We start from the raw sequence: 22,873 nt of genomic DNA, 5'->3' as shown, positions 1-22,873 counted from the left end.
ATAATCAAAAAGACAGTAGATGCATGTTGCTTGCTGCCTATCTTCCTATGCTTGCTTATCGCTATTCTTCTGAAATTAAAATTTGGATTAAAAACAGGGCTAGAAATGAGCGGTGCTAAGTTAGGAAGAGGAATTATGATATTTTTTTACCAATGTTAAAAAAAGAGGACAAAATAGGTATAGTATGGAGGTTTTATGATGAATTTTAATTAGGATTTGGAATATTCCGTGGACCTTCCTGCTTCATAAGTATAGTAGATTTTAAATAGATTAGGTTTTCCTTTTTAAAATAATAGGCACGGACTTCTGCGTCTTCAAAAAATTGTTTGAATATAAAGGAGGCACTCATTTCTGGATCAGTTTGATTAAACTGTATCGGTTTTTTAGGAACATTTAACTCTTCATTAGAATCTTGGTCAGAAATATCCTTCCGAATTTTAACCCATGCCGATTGCTTCGTATTAATAGTCTCTTTAGCTCCATCTTCGTTAATGTTTAATAGTATTTGTCCTTTATCCAAAAAGCTTATGCTACTGTTGGATTTATTTGTTTTGCTCAAAATGATTAGGTCCTCTCCCAAATGGGATAAATCCATAAACCACTTCCCTTTTAAGACATTTTGAGGATCTCTGTTTGGAGGTTGAATTGTTTTAGGTGTCGGTTGGGCAAATAGAGACTGTGTAGTGGTAAAACTAATAAGAATAAGACAGACGGAAATAAGGAATCTTAGTTTCATGATATGTGTAATTGTGTGAAAAATTTTAAAGCTAGTGTCTTAAAGGTGTAACAAATATGAAGCCATTCTTTGATGTTTTGGGGATTTGAAGTTTAGAGATAATTATTTGCATTAGAGCTCAAGCTTTTGCTCCTGGAAATGAAATGGTGGGATTGGAATGATGATATGCTGCGTAATGCCATACCAATCCTATGTTCAAATGACATAGAGATATTTAACAAATTCTATCAATCTAGAGACAGTTCAAACTCGATTCTTTAATTTCAAGAAATGCTGAACTTTTTAAATAAGATATAGTAGAATTATTCCTTATCCTTTGGATCACTAAACGGGCTTTTTATTAAGTACATAAATGTTTGTCGCTTTGGATTTTCAAATTCAATTAGTCCATACTTCATTTCTGAGTGGGATAATGTTTTGAAGGTTCGGAATAAACGATCCCAAATGATGAAAATATCGGCATAATTGCTATCTGTATAGAACTGATTCTGTTGGTGGTGAACACGATGGTGATCAGGCATGACGAATAGCAATCCGAAGGTTTTATTGATCCAAGAAGGATAATTGAGATTGGCGTGTTCTAGAAATAGGAAGATATTCAGTATAAAGTAATATAAGGCCATGGAAAATACATCGGTACCAAACAATGTTACTGTGAGTACATTGCCAACCTGATAAACCAATATCATTTCCAATGGATGGAATCTGAAGGTCGTTGAAGAGTCCATCTTGACATCGCTATGGTGCACCCGATGCAATCGCCACAGTAAGGGCACCTTGTGCGCTGCCCTGTGGATCCAATAAGTCGTAAAATCGTAAAGCATAACACTTAAGATGAGCTTTACCCAAATTGGTAATTCAAATAGGAATAATAGTCCTATTCGCTGTGCATTTAGCCAGTCCATCAGTTTTACTTGCCATACTAAGACAAATAGGTTGAGCAGGGTTAGAGAAATTAGTAATAGTAAATTCTGAATTAAATGTTCCCCGCGACGGCGGAAAGAAAATGGATTGGATAACACTTGTTCCATCAGAAAGAACAAGGCCAATAATCCAATTATGACATAATTGGAATTGATGTTTAGGATTTTTTCGAGCATTTCCATAACGTTGGTGTTTTAATAAATTAACCAGTTGAAATAAGTGCAAGTCGAAATAATAATGGTGGTAGATAAATATTTATGCTTGGAACAAGCATGAATTAATTAGAATTGGCAAGTAGAATTAAAGTATTAAATTATAAAGAATAATTTAATTTACGAAGTAGTTTTTTTGGTGATTGTACGATTGGAAATCAATTGAAAACAAAGTAAAAATAATATACCTTCATCCAATGTGTTATTGAACAATATAAGAGGCACTCTTCCCGGACGTTGTTAACACGATAGCAAAAGGTTCATTATTCTTTGAAACAAGAATATTAATTGAAGGCGAACCAGAAATATAATTGTCAATTTTCACTTCGCAATTAAACCCCTTATTAACCGGACCATATGTCTGCATCCAGTATCTTGTTTGATAACCTGTGTTAACATAAAGTCTATTAGGCGTAGTTACACTCCAATTGCTAAATCTACCATAAGTCCCATTTCCACTTATTTCATATTTTACGTAAAAAATATCTCCATCTTTATTTACTATTGTTTCATCATCTTTCTGACATGAAGAAAAAGCTAGGAAAAATCCTAAAATTGAAAGAACTATAATTCTCATAATCTTATTATTTTGGTTTTTAAAAGGTTATACTAAATAACCAATATCTTTACATTAAAAGTTCGGATGGTCTTAAGAAATAGCCTAAGCGCTCGACCATGATTTCTTTTAGCCGTGCTAAGTCCGCATCGCCTTGATGGGTATTTACAGAACATAAGTCCCAAGATTTAATCCTGGAATTGATTGGTATTCATTTCCCACTTAATATATCTGAAATTACCTAAAACTGACGTTCAAGAACTTTCTTTTGATCTTCTGACATGCTTATTTATTGTGTACTTAGGTTAATAGTTTAAAGTTAATGAAAAGACAAAAGTTAGGCAAAAGGAATTTGTCAGAAAAGATGTTATATGGAATATTGATTTTTTGCTCCTTTTCTTAAAGTGAGTGCAAAAGTAAGACAAATTATTAAAATTACAAACTAATTAGCTTTAGTTTAATTTGTTGATTTTCTTTGTTTTAAAGTTTTCCACATGGAGATACACAATAAAACTTCGTTATTGTAGATAATTAGCAATAAAACTAAATTTTATAGCTATTAAGATTTAAAAAATGTGGATAAGTCAGGTTTTTACTAATTGTTTTAGTTGCTTATATTTATTGTAACTCAATTGATTTAGTATATACTTGAACACTTAATGAGGAGGGAATTATGAGTTAATGAACTACGTAAGATTAGATAAATAAAAAAGAGTTAAAAGTTGGACGCAAATAACTCTTTAGCTTATCATAAGTACCTGCAGAGGTAGTATGAAGATTTTCGAAATATTTTATAAATAAAGGTTAAAATAAATTATTAACCAAATAAAATTCATATTTCTTCTCTTCTATAGGCACGGTTGGTGTTGGATACCAATTTCTTAGGGTAAATCCATTGTATTGAGTGATTATCAAAAGTTGATAATCAATTTTTTAATTTTTAATCCAAATCAATATGGCATTAAAACCAGGTCCAAAAAGGACTGCAATTTCAACAGGAAAGCCTGATAGACGTCAGCGCGATAATAAAAACACGCCGGGTAATACTCCTTCATTGAAGCCTTCGAAGAGTACAAAAAACAAGTAAAAAGATGAAGAAATATTACATTAACAACAATGTACAACCTAATGGTGATTATGAAGTCCATGAAGAAGGTTGTTATTGGTTATCAATAGCTACAAATACAAGTTTTTTAGGCTTGTTTTATAATTGTGAAGATGCCGTAAAAGAAGCTATAAGACAATATCCATATCGAAGTAGAATTAATGGATGTGCGACATGTAGTTACGATTGTCATACTTCATAGTGTAAAGGAGGCTTTTGAGCCTCCTTTATTATATATGTTTATCTAAGGGCGATTGTTCAAAGCTAAATTGGTTGAGCATTTGTCTTAGCCTGGATTTTAATCTATTGCTGTAGAGTTTTTGGAAAATTACAAATAAGTTTGAAGTGATGTGAATATAAAGTCAATAGGATAAATATTGATTTATGTCTATGTTTCCAATGGTTATTTCAGTTGCAGGCAACCTACCTATTTCACGAATTTGCTTTTGTTTTCAAGCAACCATTCAGTTTCGTTGTCCCAAATAAAATCAGCTTTTTTAGTTGTTAAAAAATCATAGGTTTTTTTAGGCTCATCGCTTTCGCTTGCAAAGTTTGATAAAAATTCCATTGCAAAAATGAGTTCAGTTTTTCCATAACTGCCAATTACTTGACGAGTTCTCTTTTTTGATACAAGTTCTTTTACTCTTTTTACAACATTTGGAATAACAGTAGTATCTCCAAATTTAATTACACCTAAAAGTGCAGTAAATTTATTTTTTCCTTTCTCTAATTGGCTTACAAATAAAGACAAATTTGAACTATCTGAAAGATTCAAAATAGCACTTAACGCAGTTCCCGAAACGTCTTGTTTTTTATGGTCTAGTAATTTTACAAGACTTGAAATGCTGTTCTTTGTTCCTGTACTCAAAAGCGAACAATTTGCATAATACAAGTCATATTCATCAATTGAATTATTGATAATTTCCAATAATGTATTTTCTGCCAAAGAATTTTTTGCATTTGACAAGGCCGAAATTGCACTTTGTCGGATACTCCAAACTTTAGATTTAGTTGCGTTTATGATTGGTTGTATATCAGTTTCTTCTGTTTTTTCTAAATATTTAATTCTATCCAACAAAGAAGATAAGATACTTTTATCTTTCTCTTTTTCAATTCTTTCGATAAGAAAATCTGTTGCGATTTTGTTTTTAGTGTTGTTTGCTATATGTCCTAAAATAAAATAGGCACTATCTCTCTTTTCTTTTTCTTTTTCAGTTTCTATATATTGAACAAGTTGAGTAATATAATTTTCATCATCAATTTTTTCCGCTTCACGAAGAGCTTTCCACGAGATACTTTCAGAACTTATACGAACAATTTCTCTGTCGCTTTTATCCAACGTTCTCTCAATTAAACTTGTCAAATATATGTCCATTTTTTTCGGTAGTTTTTTTTTAAGGTTACCCACCACGCTTAAATTTACTCAACTTTTTGAAAACTACGAATCTGCGAAACTTCAATTAACTATCATAAAACCATTAGTTTACAAAATGTGCGCAATAGATTTAAATTAAAGTAAGATATTTTTTAAAAAATTATTTAGCGTAATAAATTGAACCTTTTTCAATTTTCATTCCCCTAATCATCCCCCTAATCTTCTAAAACAACAAAACCCACTGAGAAATCAGTGGGTTTCATATTATCTTTGCGGAGAGGGCGGGATTCGAACCCGCGGTACCGTTTCCAGTACGACAGTTTAGCAAACTGTTCCTTTCGGCCACTCAGGCACCTCTCCGTGTTTCGACAGTGCAAACATAAAGTAATTATTTTACTCTACAAAGCCGATTTTACTAATTTTTTAACATTTTCAAGCCCTATAACCCAACCCGCTGAATCTCAATATATTTTTTATGAATCTTTCTTCTTGCTCAGATCGTAATCAATACGAACATGATAAATACTCTTCAACATAGCCTTGAAAATCTTCGAAGCTTCCGTAATATCGCGCATGGTGATATTTGCATTAGCGAATTGACGCTGCATCAGCTTATGATCAATAATCTTATCTACTAAGTTATTGATAGATTCCTCTGTAGGCTCTTTTAAGGCTCTTGAAGCAGCTTCCACCGAGTCAGCCATCATAAGCACTGCCGTCTCTTTAGAGAACGGGACAGGGCCAGGATATTTGAATATAGACTCATCAATTACCTTATCCGGATTATCCTTTACAGCAAGGTTATAGAAGTAGTCCACTTTAGTAGTACCATGGTGCGTACGAATGAAATCAATCAACACCTCTGGCATTTGATGTTTCCTTGCCATTTCAATTCCCTTTAGCACGTGGGAAATAATAATTTGCGCACTTTGTTCCGGTGTTAATTCCTCATGCGGATTATCATTTGTCTTTTGGTTCTCGATAAAGTAAAGCGGATTAATCATCTTCCCGATATCGTGATACAAGGCCCCTGCCCTAACCAGCAATGGATTACCACCAATCTTATAAATTGCAGCCTCCGCCAGATTAGCAACCTGTAGCGAGTGCTGAAAAGTACCTGGAGCTTTCAAGGATAGCTCTCTAAGCAATCTCGAATTGGAATTCGTTAATTCCATTAATGTCAAATCCGATACTATACCAAATAACTTCTCGAAAGCATAGATCAATGGATAAGCCAATAAGGTCAATCCTACGCTGACTGTAAATGGAAGGATATCTACCCAATAGATACTGGAGAAAGTTCCGTTACGCGTCAATACCAATCCCACATAGGCCATAATATAGGTAGCCAAAATAATAACCGAAGACACCAAGAACTGCTCCCTTTTCACCAAAGTCTTAATACTATAAATCGCCACCATACCAGCGGTAAATTGCAAGAACACAAAGTCAAAACTATTTGGCACAAACAAACCGGCCACTAGGACCATCAGGATGTGAATATTCAAAGCAATCCGCGTATCAAATAACAATCTGAAGATGATCGGCACACTACAATAAGGTATGTAGTACAAGCTTGGGATTTTCATCTTGATAGCCCAACTCAGTACCCCCAGCATCACCAGTATCACTATAAATATGATGAATAGTAGCCTGTTATTATTGAAAATATCCTTTCGAAAGAAATAGAGAAACACCATGAGCAGGGTCATGGCCAATGAAATCAATATAAAATGCCCAAAGGTGACCAGATTCTGCTCACCGGATATCCTGGATTCATCCTCATAAACCTTCCTCAGTGATTCTAACTTCTGGTAACTGTCGTTATTGATAATTTTACCCTGTTCAGCAATCAATTCATCCTTTTGCACCATCCCCCGCGTGGTCGAAATATTTGCCAATGCATTTTGTTCTACCTTATTCGTTTGGCTCTCGTTAAACACAAAATTGATCGTGATGTAACTCTTGAGAATCTCTGCAAGCCAAGCCTTATGCCCTATCTCCTTGTTCCTGCTTAAAGCATCCTTGATATAGTGGTTGGCCGTTTCGATGGTATAGGAATCGACTGTATTTTTCTGCTGGGCTATATTATCATGCACCAGCACAAAATTATATTCCATCGCTGTAGGGTCATTCTTTAAGGAATCATCCCCCTTTATTTGGTATCGATTATTGAGGGAAATTACCCCACGATCATAAATATAATTGAGCAGAGCATTACCAACAGCTCGATACTTATTGATATCGGCACCTTCCGTAGAATCCAGCTGACTTGCTTGCCATTTTTCATTTAAATCGGTATTAAATTGATCGATCTGCTCCTTGCTGGCTACATCGTTCAAGTTATAGATTGGCTGTACCGTATTCAGAATATGCTGCCTATCCCTTGCCAGCTCTTCTGGTGTTTTTAGGATAGCAAAATTATATGGTGAAGTAAGGTTCTCATGATTCCAAGGCTTCCCTTTTTGGTATTCATACCTAAAACGTGGTTGCTTTGGCAAGAAAATACAGATTAAAACGATGGTAAGCACCACCATTCCATATTTCCACAAGGTAGAATTATTTTGTAGTTTATCCTTTGGGTAATTGATTTTCAGCTTTGCCACAATATCGATTTAATACACTTATTCAACAAATGTAATTAATTTCGTGCAAAACAGCTTCTTTTATGGTGCAAAGCCCAAAAGACTGAATGACACCTCTATTTTAGATCAAAATAGAAAATATTTAATAATTTGTAACCTTTTATTCATTTGCCAGCACTAATGGATAAATTCAATAAATCATGGAAAAAGTATTAGCCGTTTTTATCCCGATCGCCTTTTTTATCTGCGTGGTCCTCTGTGTATTCTTTATTAGTAAATACCGTTCGGAGACCATCACCAAACTAGGCGGACCAATTCCAAAACTACCAAGTTCACCATTTCCTTGGAAAAAACTAGGTATAGTAATCATCGGATTTGGAGTGGGAATCCTTATCTCCAGTTTGATCTTCGAATTACAGATCCTTCCAAACAGTTCATGGCCAGGATTCATCTTTACCGGAATCACCTTGTTGACGGTTGGTGGATCAATGATCATTGCAGATGGAATTAAAGAAAAGGATCAAAATCAACTGAATGGATAGTCTTTACATCGACAAAGTCCTTTCTGGAGATCGCCATGCCTATAAGTATTTTATCAATACGTACAAGGACATGGCTTTCGCCATTGCCATTTCTCTGGTTAAAAACGAACTATTAGCCGAAGAAGTTGCGCAGGAAGCTTTTGTCCAAGCCTATCTATCCTTAAGTCGATTTAAAAAAGAATCTAAATTCAGTACGTGGTTCTATAAAATTGTAGTCCATACTGCATATAAGGCTCTTCAAAAAAATAAAAATGACCTATTGAATCTAGACTCTGAAGTCCAGGATGTTCAATTTGAAGAGCATGCTTTAAATCAAATCCTAGCCGAGGAAAGAAAACAAGTGATTAATGATGCCTTACTCCGAATCCCCGGACAGGAAGCATTAGCTCTTCGATTGTTTTACCTGGAAGAACTCTCTCTAAAAGAGCTAACGGAAGTAACCGGATGGACTGAAAGCAACTGCAAGGTCATCTTGCACCGAGCAAGAAAACGCCTCGCTCAACAATTGAATAGCTTATTAAAACACGAATACTATGGATAATCAGGAAAATAAAATAAAACAAATCATGAAAATGGCTGAAGTAAAAATGCCTTTTCAAGATTTTGATGAACAAGTATTATCTAAGATTCAAGCAATTGAAGAAGCGCAACAACGTGCCACTCAATCTAGAAAATATAGCTTAATTAGTTTTGCTTTTGGAGCCATATTTGGAATTGCTTTCAATTATCTCGTAAGCAAAGCTCTAGAAGAAAGTGTATCCGATATCCAAGTAAAAACAGCTATTCAATTCGCTTCCCAATTTATATATATCATATTTATTATCATTTTATGCCATAAGATTCTCCGGCTTCGAGAACTGCAAAGAACTAAAAAACTACCCTCCTAATACTACCAACGCAATTTTTAAAAAAAATAGAATTATTATATATAGTATTACTAATATTTCGTAGCTTTACTAAAAAACAACAATACTATGATAAAGTCGATTCTATTCTTCGCCACCCTACTCACAGCATTCAGTTTGTCTGCTCAAGAGAAACCATTGGCCAAAGTGCATTACAACTTTAAACATGTCAATGACACGAACCAACGCGATCAACCCATACGCGATGAAGTAGTAACCTATTTAGGACAACACAGTACTTACTATACCAGCTATTCCAACAGCCGTGTCAGTGAAGAAATTAAAAAGATACAATCAAGTGCCGGATTTGATGGAAACATTAAATTAACCAAATCGGCTAGCCCAATTTCCAGATACATTTTATTAAACACAAATGATAAAAGCTTAAAGGAAATACCTCGGGTGGCTATGGATTATTTTATTTTAGATACTAAATTTCCAGAGCAAGACTGGGAAATCCAAGAGGAAACCAAAGTAATTGGAGGATATACCTGCCAAAAGGCAACCACTGATTTCAAAGGTCGTCATTATACCGCATGGTTTACTACGGAACTACCCTTCCCTTATGGTCCATGGAAATTACATGGCTTACCAGGATTAATTTTATCAGCTTCCGATGACAAAAACGAAGTTTCATTTGAATATGAAGGATTTGATAAGATGCCTGAGGACACGGATATTAAAATTGAATTTCCAATGGGTGCTATTGAATCTACGGAAGAACACATTCTAAAATTACAGAAGGCATACGAGGCCAATCCGCAAGCATACATGCAATCTAAAATTGGATCAACTACGCGCTCTGGGGCTAAAATAACAAACATAGTCGTTGGAGCAAGAGCCAGCTCAAGCAGTTCAGCTTCCGGCATAAAAAGTGTTTCCGTAACATCAGATCCAAATTATAAACCATCTAAAATCACGAATAACCCTATTGAATTAAAACCATAGTTTCTTAGAATGGTATTTCGAATCTTCATCAGCATCCTGCTTACCTGGCTTGGATCCATCCTACTTGGACATACCCAAACCATACAAGGCTATCTATTGGATAAAAAAACCAATAAACCCATCCCTTCTGCCAGTGTTCTATTGAAATCGGCAGAAGATAAGATAATTGGATTTAAACCATCCGATAGCAATGGTCATTTTACCATTAACGCTAGCAAGGCAAGTACTGGCGCTTATTTGGAAGTTAATCATCTTGGGTATAAAAAGATAATCCATAAGTTGGTAAATTTCCAAGAAGAGGTTTCCCTGCTTATGAGCCCTAATAGCACCCTATTAGATTCCATTGTGGTCAAATCTAAACCCGCCATTCAACGACATGGTGACACCACTGCCTATAATGTGGAGAAATTTGCTACAGGGATGGATCGCTCCATTGGCGATGTGCTCAAAAGAATGCCTGGAATTGAAGTTTCAGAAAATGGTTCTATAAAGTACCAAGGAAAGCCCATCTCCAATTTCTATATCGATGGAGATGACCTATTAGATGATCGGTATAGCATCGGTACTAGAACCATTCCACATAAAATGGTGGAAGACATTCAAGTCATCAATAATCATGAGCATTTAAAGGTCTTAAAAAACAAGCGATTTTCTGATAATGTCGCGCTCAATTTAGTGATTAAGAATGATGCTAAACTAAAAATGACTGGTGAGGTAAAACTAGGAGCAGGAATACCGAAATTATACGATACAGAAGTTAACAGCATTTTATTCAACAAGAAATTTAAAATGCTGAATGTATTGCAGGGAAATAATGTCGGTAAAAACCTAAGCTCTGATTTCATAGGTTTCAATCAGGCTTCTATCTTAGCAAAACTTGGGCAGTCTCCGATAAACAACCTCCTATCCTTAGGAACAATTGGAAATCCAGCCATCAATGCGACCTATTATCTGCAGAATAATCAAGGCTCCCTAAATGCCAACAACCTGGTCAACTTAAAAAAGGATTGGCAGTTAAAATCCAATATCCAAACCATGTATGGTGGAATAAAAAACAATTTCAAAGGAACTACCAAATACCTAAGCTCGGGGTCTATCATTGAAATGAATGAAATACAAGAGGCAAAAACAACCGATTGGTTGACTTCTTTACGTTTTACTGCCAGTAAAAACACAGAGAAGCAATACATCAACAACCAGTTGGCCTTCGAGTATGAATCAGAAGAAGGAAGAGCAGATATCCTTAGCAATAACCTAAGAAATCAAGGTCAGCGAGATCATAAAATACGTGGTTTCTCTAACCGCTTTAGCTATGTGCCTAAAATCAAGAAGGATCATATCATTGATTTTAATTGGCAAATGGATTATGGCAATAAACCACAAACATTAACCTTGATACCTGGTGTATTTCCAAATGAACTAAACCAAGGGCAAGCTTATGATGCCAGCATACAATATGTGGAAGTCCCAACCTTATTTTCAACAGCGAACCTAGGCTATCGAATACCTAACAAAACCATCATTCAGAATTACTCCATTGGGGCTTTAATTGACAAACAGAACTTAAATTCTCATATTGCCATTTCGGAAAACGGACACCAAACGAACCTTCTTCAAGATTCCATGCAAAATGCTATGGACTGGTCCAGATATCAAATCACTGCCAAAGCACAATACGAATGGATTAAGAAACGTTTTTCTATCCAATTAGACCTCCCCTTCAGCCTGCAATACACTAGCTATCAGGATGATTTATTTCACATCGATGAAAATCAGAATAAACTCTTATTTACACCTAGCTTTAACTTTAAGTATTTCATTGGAACAGAAGATGACTTACAATTCACCGCCAGTAGAGGAAATACTTTTGGAAATATAGAAAATGTGTATCGAGGTGTATTGATTCGTAACTACAGAAGCTTATCCAACAATATTGCTGACATCAATGAGAACCGAAGCAATAGATATTCCTTGGATTATCGCCTTGCTCGTACCCTCAAAATGATGTTTTTTAACGCGGGTATTAGCTATAGCCAATCCATTTCCAGCAGTATGATGGCCGATGAAATTACCGAAAATAGCTCTCAGACTCAGTTAATTGATCGAGAAAACCAAATTAACACGGTGAATGCCCGAGTAGGATTTGACAAGTTTATATTCTCCTTGGCCAGCTCTTTAAAACTAGCAGCAAACTGGTCGATGACCGATTACAATCGCCTATTTAATCAAGAATTACTTGCCTATAAACAATTTAATTACGGATTCAACAGTAGCATTGAAACCAAAGTATGGAAAAGCCTCAACCTTTCTTACAACGGTTCCTTCAACTTATCCGATAACCGTCAAGTTCAAGCAGGTCCAGATCAAAGCCGAAAAACTTTCCATATCAACCAAAACTTGGCTTTACCTATATACTCATTCAATGCACTATATCTACGCTTTGCTGCAAGACATCAATTTGTTCAGCAAATAGGCATGAACGACATCAACTATGTCTTTCTTGACGCCTTCGCCAGATACCGCATCAAAAAACTAAATACCGATATCGAGCTTAACCTTCAAAACTTAGCCAATATCAAAACTTATGAAACCTATTTAATTAATGCCAATATTGAACAGCATAATCAGTATCAGCTACGAGGAAGAACAGCCGTGTTAAAGGCGGTGTTTAATTTTAAATGAGACCGCTACGCTGATAGATATGAGATATGAGACCGCTGCGCTGTTAGAAAGAAAATTTATTGAATTATGGAAACGGTCGAAGCATGCTTCGACCCTACGGTTATGAGGTTAATTGCCAATATTTTCACGATTGTTTGTAGGGTCGATGCATGCATCGACCGCATAAAATTAAAATCTTCTAAATTCCTTAAATTGAATTATCTCGGGCGGACATTCCGATCGTTTTTATTGGAGATGAATCTCCTTCTTCAAACTCACTCAGTACCGCCCCTACCATACATATTACCTAGATAGTTTCCTATCCGCCCAATAGCAGCCCTGCGTAGGGGCAGCACTAAGCGCAGCGGAATGTCTGCCCGATGAAAAAATAGCACAAGCACTTAGAATTAAGTATAAAGACCTGTGACGGATTAGATTTTATGGATTAATATAAACGGTCGAAGGATCCTTCGAACTATTCTCCCGCCAATAGGTCTAAATACTAAATACTTAATACAAAATACTGCCCTTCGGGCACCTCATTCCTTGGCCAAAAATGAAATATCCTGAATCTCCAGAATATTTTTGTTATAGCCGTCAAGTGAGACATTAATCATTGCCTTCCCTACTTCTGACAAGGTCAAAAAATAAGCTTTATTAAAAGGGCGCATGATGGGATACAGAAAGGAAATAACCTTAAAAAGTGGTTTGATATTTTTTGCTCCTTCGGTAGGTTTCATAAATGCGGGGCGGAAGTTATACACGGCTTTAAAAGGAAGTTTCATCAAATCGTTCTCGGTTTTTCCTTTCACACGAGCCCAGCTTACTCGGCCTTCTTCACTGCTGTCCGTGCCACGACCTGAGACATAGCAGAAAACCATATTCGGATTGATCGCAGCTAAGCTTTTTGCAAAATTTAGCGTCAGTGAATAAGTCAATTTATAATATTCATCTTCCGATAAACCAATAGAAGAAACTCCAGCACAAAAATAACAGGCATCATAATCCTTTAAGGAATCTCCTAATGACGATAAATCATTGAAATCAGCCAAAATAACCTCCTTAACCATAGGATCCTGAATACCATAAGGCTTCCGGTTGATCAATAAGATCTCCTCAACGGATGGGTTTTCCATACATTCCTGCAAAACCCCTTCCCCAACCATACCAGTTGAACCCGTTATTATGACCTTTATTCTCATAGTTGAACTCTTCTTATTTCTATTCGATAGATAAAAATCATAATCGCATAAATTGTTCCAATTCAGACGTCAAAACTAAAAAAATAGCATTTATTACCAGATCTCTTAAAAAATAACTCGTTATCCATTAAAATTTTAGCACTTTTTAAGAAACAAATGGTATTTTCTCTTTAATTCCTAACAAACAATTCTAATAAATCCCATTTCCATATACCTTAAATTAACTCCATTAACATCAGATGCTTTTAGCCTCAAATAGACATAGAATCAATCTTAATAAACACAAATTATTAGCTTATAAAACCATAATTTTCACCTATTTAGGTAATCGAATGAAAACATCATCAGTTTATTTTATTTAAACCTAATTTTCCATCACAACAAGGAATACGAGACAACAATTTTTAAGCTAAATGTGGTAAAATAGCACGATACACGATTATTTATATTTATACGTTCGTTATATTTAACAGTAGCCTAAAAAGCGATTATATTTGGCCCAACAAGTATTGCTATTTTGGAATTTAAACGAAAAAGAGATAAAGTAAGTGACAGCATTGGAAAGACCATCATGTCCATTTTTTTGTTGGTAATAGTTTGCTTCGTTTTTCCAATAAGATTTGCCCTATACAGCCTTATTATTACACTCTTAATAGTCTTCATTATTAACTTCCGCAAGCGAAGAATTCCCAAAACCATTTTTATTAAACTTTACAGCACCTTCGTGTTTGTATATATCCTTTTTCAGATTGGTTTATCCATTTCACCTTATTTCAAAGTACAAGAGTTTCAATGGAGTCATAAAAATTGGGATAAGACAAAAATGGAAATTCAAGAGATTGAAGCCCATAACTTCCAAGGGTTTAAAAGTAGTGGATTTGCATATGTGACAGCAAATTATCAGTTTTTGCACCAAGGAAGCACCATCAATACGATAGAGAAAAGAGCCCTTCGTCGGTATTTTCCACTTTGGACCAAATTAGACACATACCAGAAAAAAGAAGATATCATTCAACGTGCCAGTGAAATTATAGAAAGCAAACAGCCCATTCTATTCGTTCATAAAAACGACCCAAATCAAACCCGATTATTCCTCTCCCAGGAATACCTTTACGTTAAAGGTTCCATATTATACCAATTCCTTGGTGGAATGATGCTAATATGCATGCTAATGATGGCCTCATTTGCTTGTCTTACTTTCTATTTAATTCGAAGAAGAATCACAAAAAAAGCCGATTCAAATCAGCTATACCAAAAATTGATCATGAGGACAGAATCAATCTCCTCCAACAGTGAATAGCTTTTAAAATAGGTTCTGAAAAAATATTGGCTACATTTTCCAATGCAGCCTTCACAACTAATCAATCCAAATTCTTGATTTCCACCCGCTATTTATTCAACCTTTTTTTTTCCTTAAGTGTAAAAAATCCTTAAAATTAAGTTCTGAATCAGCATTAAGCTCAAAAGATTCCAGTACTTAGCACTTTAAAGGTTACAATGGAAGTTTAAACCTTTATTTTATTAATCAGAAATAAAGTTTGCAACGACCAAAATACTATCTTTTAAATCTGCAGTATTGAACAAGTAGCCATTTATACTTCCTTTAACTACGGAACCATCTATATCATCAATACTTATTTTCAATGCCTTTTTGTTTTCTGGAGCCGTATAAATTTTATCGACAACAGTAGAATAATACTTTTCATAGACGGCAATTTTTACACGATTGAAATCTTTACTATTTGAATTACCACGATCTGAAAACGATTCGAATATCTTGTCCTTCGAAATATTAGAAAGAAGCACTTCTAATTTATAGTTATAGGTGTAATTTCCCGGTCTGTTCTCTCCACTTCCACCATCTATTACGACTTCAAGTTCCAAATCTTGACCTACCTTGGATTTTACAGGAGTTTGTAAAGGCGTATTTTCTAGATGGAAACTATTTCTTCCTACATCCCCTTTAAACATTCCCTGATATTTAATTGGCTCTATTTCTTCCCCTTTATTACAAGACAATAAGGACAAAAGTAGTATACCAGCTAATATTTTAATTTTCATGTTGTATTATTAATGTCAGTGACCTTAGAAAAGGTTTTCTTTCATTTCGGATGTTAAGCTATGACCTATTACATCTTTTTTATGAAACTGTGCCTATATAAACTATTGCAAGAAACATCCTTTCTAAGGGCATGCAAGTATAAAAAATATTCATTGAAATAAGTATTTAAATTTAAAATGATTCCCTCCCATCTTTTCGTTAAGAAATTATTAATCATATTAAATTTTCATTTCTTAACATACATCAATGTGCAGCCTTAGGAAAGCCTATACCTTTGTCATACAAACAAAAAGATAAAACAAAATATTTAATAACATTAAAAAGAAAAAGAATATGGCAACTTGGAATTTAGACCCAGCACACAGTGAAATTGAATTTAAAGTAAGACACATGATGATCTCTACCGTTAAAGGTCAATTCAAAGCATTCGACATTCAAGTAGAAAACAATGGCGAAGGTTTAGAAAACGCATCTATCACCGTAGATATCAAAACTGACTCTATTAATACCAACAACGAGCAACGTGATCAACACTTAAAAAGTGAAGATTTCTTCGCCGCAGCTTCTCACCCATCTATCAAGTTCGTTTCTACTAAAATTGAAAAAGTAGATGAGGAAGATTTTAAATTAACTGGTGATCTTACCATCAAAGAAGTAACCAAACCAATTACTTTCGATGTAGAATTTGGTGGTATCAGCAAAGATCCTTGGGGTAATGAAAAAGCAGGTTATACTGTAGCTGGTAAAATCAACCGTAATGATTACGGACTTACTTGGAATGCAGCTTTAGAAACTGGTGGTGTAATGGTAAGTGATGATGTAAAATTCCAAGCTGAATTACAATTCGTATTAGCATAATTTTATTTTCATATTTCTGAAAAGGGTTGGATTTTTATCCAGCCCTTTTTTTTTAAATACCTTAATTTTGTCTTTTAACAGAATAGTCTAGTTACTAAATATCATGGTTCGATATTCATTTTCTATTATATAATATTAAGTTTTCACTTGTATTTCATCTTTACTTATTTTCCTACATTCTTAGGGTTTCAACCCTACTTTCTTAGGGTTTGCTTTGTATCTCCTTCGGATCTCCTTCGGAACTTGTTCGGATCTCGTTCGGATCTCGTTCGGTTAGAAGCGAACGAGATCCGAACGAAATCCCTAGCAGATCCAAGTAAAATCCGTACAAGTAACGAAGCAAACTAAAATAAAACACATGTAATAATTAAACTTTTCCCTAGGAAAACTGTCTTAAAAATGAACTAACTATTTAAATGGAAAGAAACATTAAAGCTATAATTATGACCATTTTTCCGCAGATGAAAATAACTAAAAACGGCTTTTTGTACTCTAAATCTTTTTGTAGCAACTCTTTATCGTAATACGTTTAATGGAAAACTTAGACAGATCGCGAATATGAATTTAAACGATAATTAACACACATTTAATTTAGGTCAATAATTAACACTATATTTGAAGAACTAATCACAAGGAATTTATGAAATTAAAAACCATTACTACTACACTATTAAGTTTGGGACTAGCAGTTTCGTCATTTGCACAGGATGCAAATACGCGTAATCCAAACACGTATGAACCGGGAAGACGCTCACAGAATGTCTACTTTGAGATATTAGGTCCAGGGATAACATACTCTTTTAATTACGACACCCGTTTTCAGAATACCTTAAATGGCTTAGGTGGTCGTGTGGGTATTAGTTATGTTTCTGTGGACAATGTAAGCATGTTAACTGTTCCAATTGGAGTAAATTATCTTTTGGGTAAAAAAGGAAATTACTTTGAAATGGGTGCAGGAGCTACATTTGTTCATGCTACCGCTAAAGATGAACAAGAAGGTGACACTGATGGAGTTTTCTTTCTAGACGGTGGATCTGCAAGCAATGTATTAGGAAATCTAACATTTGGATATCGTCGCCAACCGGTTGATGGTGGATTTAGCTTCCGTGCTGGTTTCTCACCAGTATTTGGATCAGGTGACTTTATCCCTTACTGGCCATACATTGGTTTTGGATATTCTTTTTAAAAGTATTTAACTTTATAGCAAAGGCAACTCGAGAGTTGCCTTTTTTTATGGGGAATTTATGCCTGGTATATCTCCTATTTCTCGAAATACTTAGTAAACATCAGCCTTTCTTTTAAACTCATTTTTAACAAAAATTAGGTTTTGCGATAAAAACCAATACTTAACTTTATTTTCAATAAGCTAAAAACTAATTTAAACAACCCATTATGAAAGTTATACGTAAAGTTAAACAGAGAAATACCGCATATTTATTTTCATTCTGCTTACTATTCCTGATCAGTTTCAGTTCCTGTCAGTCCATGTTAATGCGTACAATGGGTATAAAATCTATTAAGGAATTTGATCAACCCCTATATGCAAAAAACGTTGAGAAATTAAAGAAAGGTTTTGATTCTCCACTTAGCTCCGCAATTCTTACGGACACAGCCAGCGTTCGTTATATGGCATTAGTGGACTCTATTACGGTAAAAGATGCTTATCAACCGGTACAAATTCTATATTTCAAAAAAGGCCAGCTTCAATCCTACCATGCGAATTGTTATGCTAAAGGAACAATTACAGGAAATTTGGATTGGAATGTATTAGGCAGGTTTGACCAATACATCCCAAGCTCCGTTAAACCTACACAGCATGAAAAATGGAATCTGCAAAAATTAAGTAATATAATGGATTTAGGACTTAGCGATCAGCAGACAACCTCGAATGATGTCATTGTTTTGATATGGACAAGTGCTTTTATGAAACAAGCTTTGTCTGCAAAAGAAGTCATTCAGGAGAATTTAAAATTAGCGAAACCTTCATCTCCATCTCCACTAATTGTCCTCGCCAATAATGATCATTTTTTTGCTCATGTGATGCAAGAAGAAGCCATTGAAGATCTGGTCAAAGATCGACTAACAGCAACAGAATACCAGAAATACCTAAAACATAAAGATCGTTAAATAATAATAGCCTACCTACTGCTTGACACAGTAAGTAGGCTTAATATTTTATATAATTTATTAATTGCTGATGGTATTTAAACTTTTATCTACCAAAATGGTGTCAATAGGTTTTAAATTGAATTTAACAGCACGTTTCGCTTTCAGCTTGATAATTAAGACATCCTCATTATCTGCTTTTAAGGTCTCCTTGTTGCCGATATTGATAAAGGTTGGATAAAGCGCTTTCTGACCATTGGTATGCAAACGATCATTAGTTAAATTCTCCATTCCTTTTAATTTGATGTTTTCAATACCTACAAATTCATAATCTTGAGGACTATAAGGCAATGCGAAGCTTAAGGCATTTACCGCAGCTAGCTTATTACCCTTAACATGTATTTCTACAATTTCATCCTTCGCATAATTTGCTTTTGGCGTACTGATGCTTAAAGAACCTGTTAATTTATCCTGATCATTTAGTTCTACACCTCCTTCTAACTGGGTGGAAACAACTGAAATATCATAAGCATCGATCAATCCATTTTTATTGATATCACCATTACTTACATAACCCTCGAAATCAGCATCTCCTTGACGTAATCCGGTATAGTTGGTGTAAGATGTTAAATCATTAATATCGATTAATCGGTCATTATTGATATCTCCTGGTTTATAACTTTCAGTTCCTGGTACTTTAAATACATAAAGCTCACGACCAGAGCCAAAACCACCAAGTCCTTCACTTACATTGATCTTAATGAAACGAGCATTCGGTTTATCCTTAAACTCAAAACGTTTCTCGGTATCATTTGCTTCCCAATTGAAGTCACCGGCTTTTGTCCAGTTCTTTTGATCAGCACTATAGAACACCTCACCTTTTAACAAGATACCATTTCCGCGTCCAGAACGAGGTAAGTAATGGAACTTATCCAATTGGTTGAACGAATGAAGATCAATGATCATATCAAAAGGAACAGCCTTTTGTCCCCATTTCGTATGCCACATGTTACCCTCATCAAAATCAAACAACCTGTTTACACCCTCTGAACCTTGATTTGGAACAGATGTCTTAGCCGTAATACCGGTGATTGCGAATTGAAGTGGATTAGATTTCGTTGTTTTTTGGAAATCCTTCCAATCTGAAGCACCTTCTTTATTGACAGCACGGATCTGGAATTGGTAAGCTGTTTCAGGCTTTAATCCTTCAAATAAAAGTGTAGTATCTTGGATATGCGAGTATACCATATCGTTGAACTTGATTTCATAATAATCCGCATTTGCCTGTTTTGTCCAGGTTGGAGACAGGGTAAAGGCTTTGGTATTAGCATCGGTTATTTGAACATCAGCTGGAGCAGTCAATGCGCCTGTAGATTTCAAATAAGTATTCGCTGGTGCATACTCAAATCCATTGATGACTGCAGAAACAGCATCTTCCATGGTATTAACCTTTTCGATCTTGATATATACCAAAGGATTTTTTACAATAGCTACCTTAGAGAATGGGCTTCCAGCAGTTGCAAACTTATTTAAGTTAGGCTGTGCATCATAAAAATAAACATTCTCGCCAGCATTAAAATCTGCTAAGGTATTCACCTCTTTTAAGCTTACCTTTTTGCGTCCGATGTAAGCATTAACACGTTTAGGTTTCTTCGTCACATTAACGCGGAATTCGGTCGATTTATCCTTGACCTGTCCATTAAATTCACCTACGGTTGGGAATACAGCAATCTTCACATTGCCTTTTTCATCCAATTCCGAATCGATACAAGTAGTCGAACCCTTACCGTATTGGTAAGCTTGCGTTCTTCCATCATCATCGTATTCATTAAAAATGGTTTTACCGTATGGGTAGATTTCGTAAATACGTTTATCTTGTTGGATTTCCTTAACGTTGTTATTCGGATTCGTCATCGGAATAATTGCACCACGTTTGATGAAAACAGGCAATTTCCATATAGGAGCATCGAAATTATTTAGGATAGTATTTCCTGCATATTCTTCACCCGTAAAATAGTCGACCCATTTACCTTCAGGAAGGTAGATACCATTGCGAATATCGTTGCCTAGGGTATCAACTTTAGTTTCTTGATATATAGGTGCTACAAGGATACTCGGTCCATAAAGGAACTGGTATTGCGTAGCTGTACCTTGCGTATATTGGTTTGGATAATCCAAGAACATGGCACGGATCATCGGTTTACCATCGATGGCTTCCTTAGCTATACTATAAGCATATGGCATTAATTCGGACTTCAACTTCAGGTAATGTCTGTTAATGGAAGTCACCGGTTCACCTAATGCATGCGGGTATTTCTCATTAGAACCCCAACCATCCATATTCAATTCCATAGGTGTGAAAGTCTTCCATTGGAAATCACGCGTATTCACCGTATTGTTCTTTCCACCGAAAATACCATCCATATCGGAGGTAATATTTGGTTGACCAGAAAGCCCTGAACCGATATAGGTAGGAATGTGGAATCGAATATATTCCCATACGCCACCCGTTTGATCACCAGACCAGATACCAGCATAGCGTTGCGTACCTGCCCAACCATCTAAAGAGATAATGAAAGGACGGGCATCATTCCCGTAGTAAGGCATGATATGGCCAACATCCGCCACACCGTTTAGTCCAAAAGAATATCCAGCTCCAACCCATGCAACGTCTGTTTTCAAAACACGAACACCCGCATCACGAACTTCTTTTACAATATCACGTTGTAAAAGTGCCCCGATAGAATCTTTTGGGTGTAAGTCAGATTGGGTCCATAAACCAATCTCTACACCATGCTCACGAGCATACTCTCCAAAGCTTTTAAGGTTTTGAATATTACCATCTAAGGTTTCTGTTTGCCCATAACCAGCACCGTATCCATCATTTGGTAATACCCAACCTAATGGCATATCGTGATTTTTATAACGATCTACTACCGCACGAGCAGAAAATTGATAGTTATTCTTTTCACCATTTAAAGATTCCTTCGTACCACCTTCATTCTTCTGGCTTTCTTTATAACGCTTGCCATCTTCGAATAAGATTCCTTTTGGATCTTCTTTCCAATAATCGCGGTTATAAGCATTCAAATGTCCTTGGTAGAAACCAAACTTAGGCAGTAATACCGGATGACCAGTTAATTGGTAAAAATCATTTAATAGACCTACAGGTGAATCACTTACAGTAATGAAAGCATCTAGGTAATCGGTTTCATGTTGCAGATTAACGATTCCCTTTTCTTTATTTCCGAAGTCATATCTTCCTTTTTTGAAAGAATACCACATCAGACTATAGCCTTTACTTGACCAGTAATAAGGTGTAGGCGATGCCACCCCTCCGTCAGTCCAGCTGTTGGTATTTTCTATGGCAATGGATTTACCCTTATGCGAGAAACGTCCATTTTGAACACCTCCACCATAGAAATACTCATCAGGATGTTCTACAAATTTTAGGTTGACTTGTTTCTTGTCAAATGTAGTTGCAGCAGCAGATTCCAATACCAACTGCTTATTTTTCTTATTGTACACCTTGAATTTAGTCGAAGCCTTATCAAATTCAACTCGGATAGCTTCTGTTTCAATAGATGCTACACTTGCTTCGTCTTTGACAGTTAACTCTTCCAATTTTTTCCTTGGATTATCCACCAGGATTTGTGCAGGTGGCTTGGCTTGTGGATCACGAAGTATCCCGCCATTATTATCTTGGAATAAGCGAAAGATATTATTTCCATAAAAATCCATCGTTATCCGTTGATTATTGGATAATAACAGTTCAACTGTTGTTGGATTAATTTTAGAAATAGAAAGAATGTGTAAATCTCCAGGTTGTTGGGAGACAATGGTTTGAGGTTGATGTGGCAAAGCCACAGATGGACTGGCAAAAAACAACGAACAAGCTATTGCCCAGTACACCTTAGTGTGTTTGTTATGCATGTTATACGATCAATATAATTACTTCAAATACTGTTTTTCGATTGTAATCGTATGTTTTAAAATTAGGTGCCTAAAGGTAGTAAAGTTTGAGAGAAAATAATCGACGGTTATTAATAAGTTACAATAGATAGGAAATGAAATGTATGATATATACTACAATAGT

At 35.4% G+C, this 22,873-nt stretch carries 17 protein-coding genes and 1 tRNA gene; 9 read left to right on the top strand and 9 right to left on the bottom strand.

Features of this window, described 5'->3' with window-relative positions; translation table 11 throughout:
• Positions 1-205 precede the first annotated feature (205 nt).
• The 6 genes from ABD676_RS07690 to ABD676_RS07665 form a co-directional block, all read right to left on the bottom strand.
• Positions 206-736 carry a hypothetical protein gene (locus ABD676_RS07690; RefSeq protein ID WP_344674015.1) on the bottom strand — a complete coding sequence of 177 codons (531 nt, stop codon included), beginning with the start codon at positions 734-736 and terminating at the stop codon, positions 206-208.
• Positions 737-1,038: 302 nt separating this feature from the next.
• Positions 1,039-1,842 (bottom strand): sterol desaturase family protein, encoded by an 804-nt coding sequence (locus ABD676_RS07685; RefSeq protein ID WP_344674014.1) that lies wholly within the window; start codon positions 1,840-1,842, stop codon positions 1,039-1,041.
• 232 nt (positions 1,843-2,074) lie between these two features.
• Positions 2,075-2,449 carry a hypothetical protein gene (locus tag ABD676_RS07680; RefSeq protein ID WP_344674013.1) on the bottom strand — a complete coding sequence of 125 codons (375 nt, stop codon included), beginning with the start codon at positions 2,447-2,449 and terminating at the stop codon, positions 2,075-2,077.
• Positions 2,450-3,960: 1,511 nt separating this feature from the next.
• Positions 3,961-4,941 (bottom strand): HEAT repeat domain-containing protein, encoded by a 981-nt coding sequence (locus tag ABD676_RS07675; protein ID WP_344674012.1) that lies wholly within the window; start codon positions 4,939-4,941, stop codon positions 3,961-3,963.
• A 240-nt stretch (positions 4,942-5,181) separates the two neighbouring features.
• Positions 5,182-5,268 (bottom strand) — tRNA-Ser (locus tag ABD676_RS07670).
• Positions 5,269-5,381: 113 nt separating this feature from the next.
• On the bottom strand, positions 5,382-7,514 hold the full coding sequence (locus ABD676_RS07665) for an HD family phosphohydrolase (RefSeq protein ID WP_344674011.1): 2,133 nt from the start codon (positions 7,512-7,514) through the stop codon (positions 5,382-5,384).
• Between the two features lie 179 nt (positions 7,515-7,693).
• Between ABD676_RS07665 and ABD676_RS07660 the strand changes: the two genes are divergently transcribed.
• The 5 genes from ABD676_RS07660 to ABD676_RS07640 all read left to right on the top strand — a co-directional run bounded on the left by ABD676_RS07660 (position 7,694) and on the right by ABD676_RS07640 (position 12,570).
• Positions 7,694-8,035: a hypothetical protein gene (locus ABD676_RS07660; protein WP_344674010.1), complete on the top strand. Its 342-nt coding sequence runs from the start codon at positions 7,694-7,696 to the stop codon at positions 8,033-8,035.
• The gene (locus ABD676_RS07655) at positions 8,028-8,576 is read left to right on the top strand and encodes an RNA polymerase sigma factor (RefSeq protein WP_344674009.1); all 549 of its coding nucleotides are present in this window, start codon (positions 8,028-8,030) and stop codon (positions 8,574-8,576) included. Before ABD676_RS07660 ends, ABD676_RS07655 begins: the two co-directional genes overlap by 8 nt.
• Positions 8,569-8,922, top strand: coding sequence for a hypothetical protein (locus ABD676_RS07650; protein ID WP_344674008.1), 354 nt, complete (start codon positions 8,569-8,571; stop codon positions 8,920-8,922). The genes ABD676_RS07655 and ABD676_RS07650 overlap by 8 nt, the downstream gene beginning before the upstream one ends.
• Before the next feature lie 87 nt (positions 8,923-9,009).
• Positions 9,010-9,888, top strand: coding sequence for a GLPGLI family protein (locus ABD676_RS07645; protein ID WP_344674007.1), 879 nt, complete (start codon positions 9,010-9,012; stop codon positions 9,886-9,888).
• A gap of 9 nt (positions 9,889-9,897) precedes the next feature.
• The gene (locus ABD676_RS07640; protein ID WP_344674006.1) at positions 9,898-12,570 is read left to right on the top strand and encodes a carboxypeptidase-like regulatory domain-containing protein; all 2,673 of its coding nucleotides are present in this window, start codon (positions 9,898-9,900) and stop codon (positions 12,568-12,570) included.
• A gap of 518 nt (positions 12,571-13,088) precedes the next feature.
• On the opposite strand, the gene ABD676_RS07635 is transcribed toward ABD676_RS07640, so the two are convergent.
• On the bottom strand, positions 13,089-13,751 hold the full coding sequence (locus ABD676_RS07635; protein WP_344674005.1) for an NAD-dependent epimerase/dehydratase family protein: 663 nt from the start codon (positions 13,749-13,751) through the stop codon (positions 13,089-13,091).
• A 724-nt stretch (positions 13,752-14,475) separates the two neighbouring features.
• On the opposite strand from ABD676_RS07635, the gene ABD676_RS07630 reads away from it, so the two are divergent.
• The gene (locus tag ABD676_RS07630) at positions 14,476-15,051 is read left to right on the top strand and encodes a hypothetical protein (protein ID WP_344674004.1); all 576 of its coding nucleotides are present in this window, start codon (positions 14,476-14,478) and stop codon (positions 15,049-15,051) included.
• Between the two features lie 221 nt (positions 15,052-15,272).
• Here ABD676_RS07630 and ABD676_RS07625 read toward each other — a convergent pair whose 3' ends face one another.
• Entirely contained in the window at positions 15,273-15,812 is a 540-nt protein-coding gene (locus ABD676_RS07625) for a DUF5025 domain-containing protein (protein ID WP_344674003.1), read from the bottom strand.
• Between the two features lie 334 nt (positions 15,813-16,146).
• Between ABD676_RS07625 and ABD676_RS07620 the strand changes: the two genes are divergently transcribed.
• From ABD676_RS07620 to ABD676_RS07610, 3 genes are all read left to right on the top strand, one after another.
• Entirely contained in the window at positions 16,147-16,671 is a 525-nt protein-coding gene (locus tag ABD676_RS07620; RefSeq protein ID WP_344674002.1) for a YceI family protein, read from the top strand.
• A 640-nt stretch (positions 16,672-17,311) separates the two neighbouring features.
• Positions 17,312-17,857, top strand: a complete 546-nt coding sequence (locus tag ABD676_RS07615; RefSeq protein ID WP_344674001.1) for a hypothetical protein — start codon at positions 17,312-17,314, stop codon at positions 17,855-17,857.
• A gap of 206 nt (positions 17,858-18,063) precedes the next feature.
• Entirely contained in the window at positions 18,064-18,798 is a 735-nt protein-coding gene (locus ABD676_RS07610) for a hypothetical protein (protein WP_344674000.1), read from the top strand.
• Between the two features lie 60 nt (positions 18,799-18,858).
• Here the strand turns inward: ABD676_RS07610 and ABD676_RS07605 are convergent, their stop codons facing one another.
• Positions 18,859-22,710 carry a TIM-barrel domain-containing protein gene (locus tag ABD676_RS07605; protein ID WP_344673999.1) on the bottom strand — a complete coding sequence of 1,284 codons (3,852 nt, stop codon included), beginning with the start codon at positions 22,708-22,710 and terminating at the stop codon, positions 18,859-18,861.
• Positions 22,711-22,873: the final 163 nt, after the last annotated feature.

The sequence above is a fragment of the Sphingobacterium kyonggiense genome (genome assembly GCF_039536825.1).
Lineage (GTDB): Bacteria > Bacteroidota > Bacteroidia > Sphingobacteriales > Sphingobacteriaceae > Sphingobacterium > Sphingobacterium kyonggiense.
The sequence above is the reverse complement of the archived record's forward strand: the minus strand, read 5'-3'. Positions and strand labels throughout refer to the sequence as shown.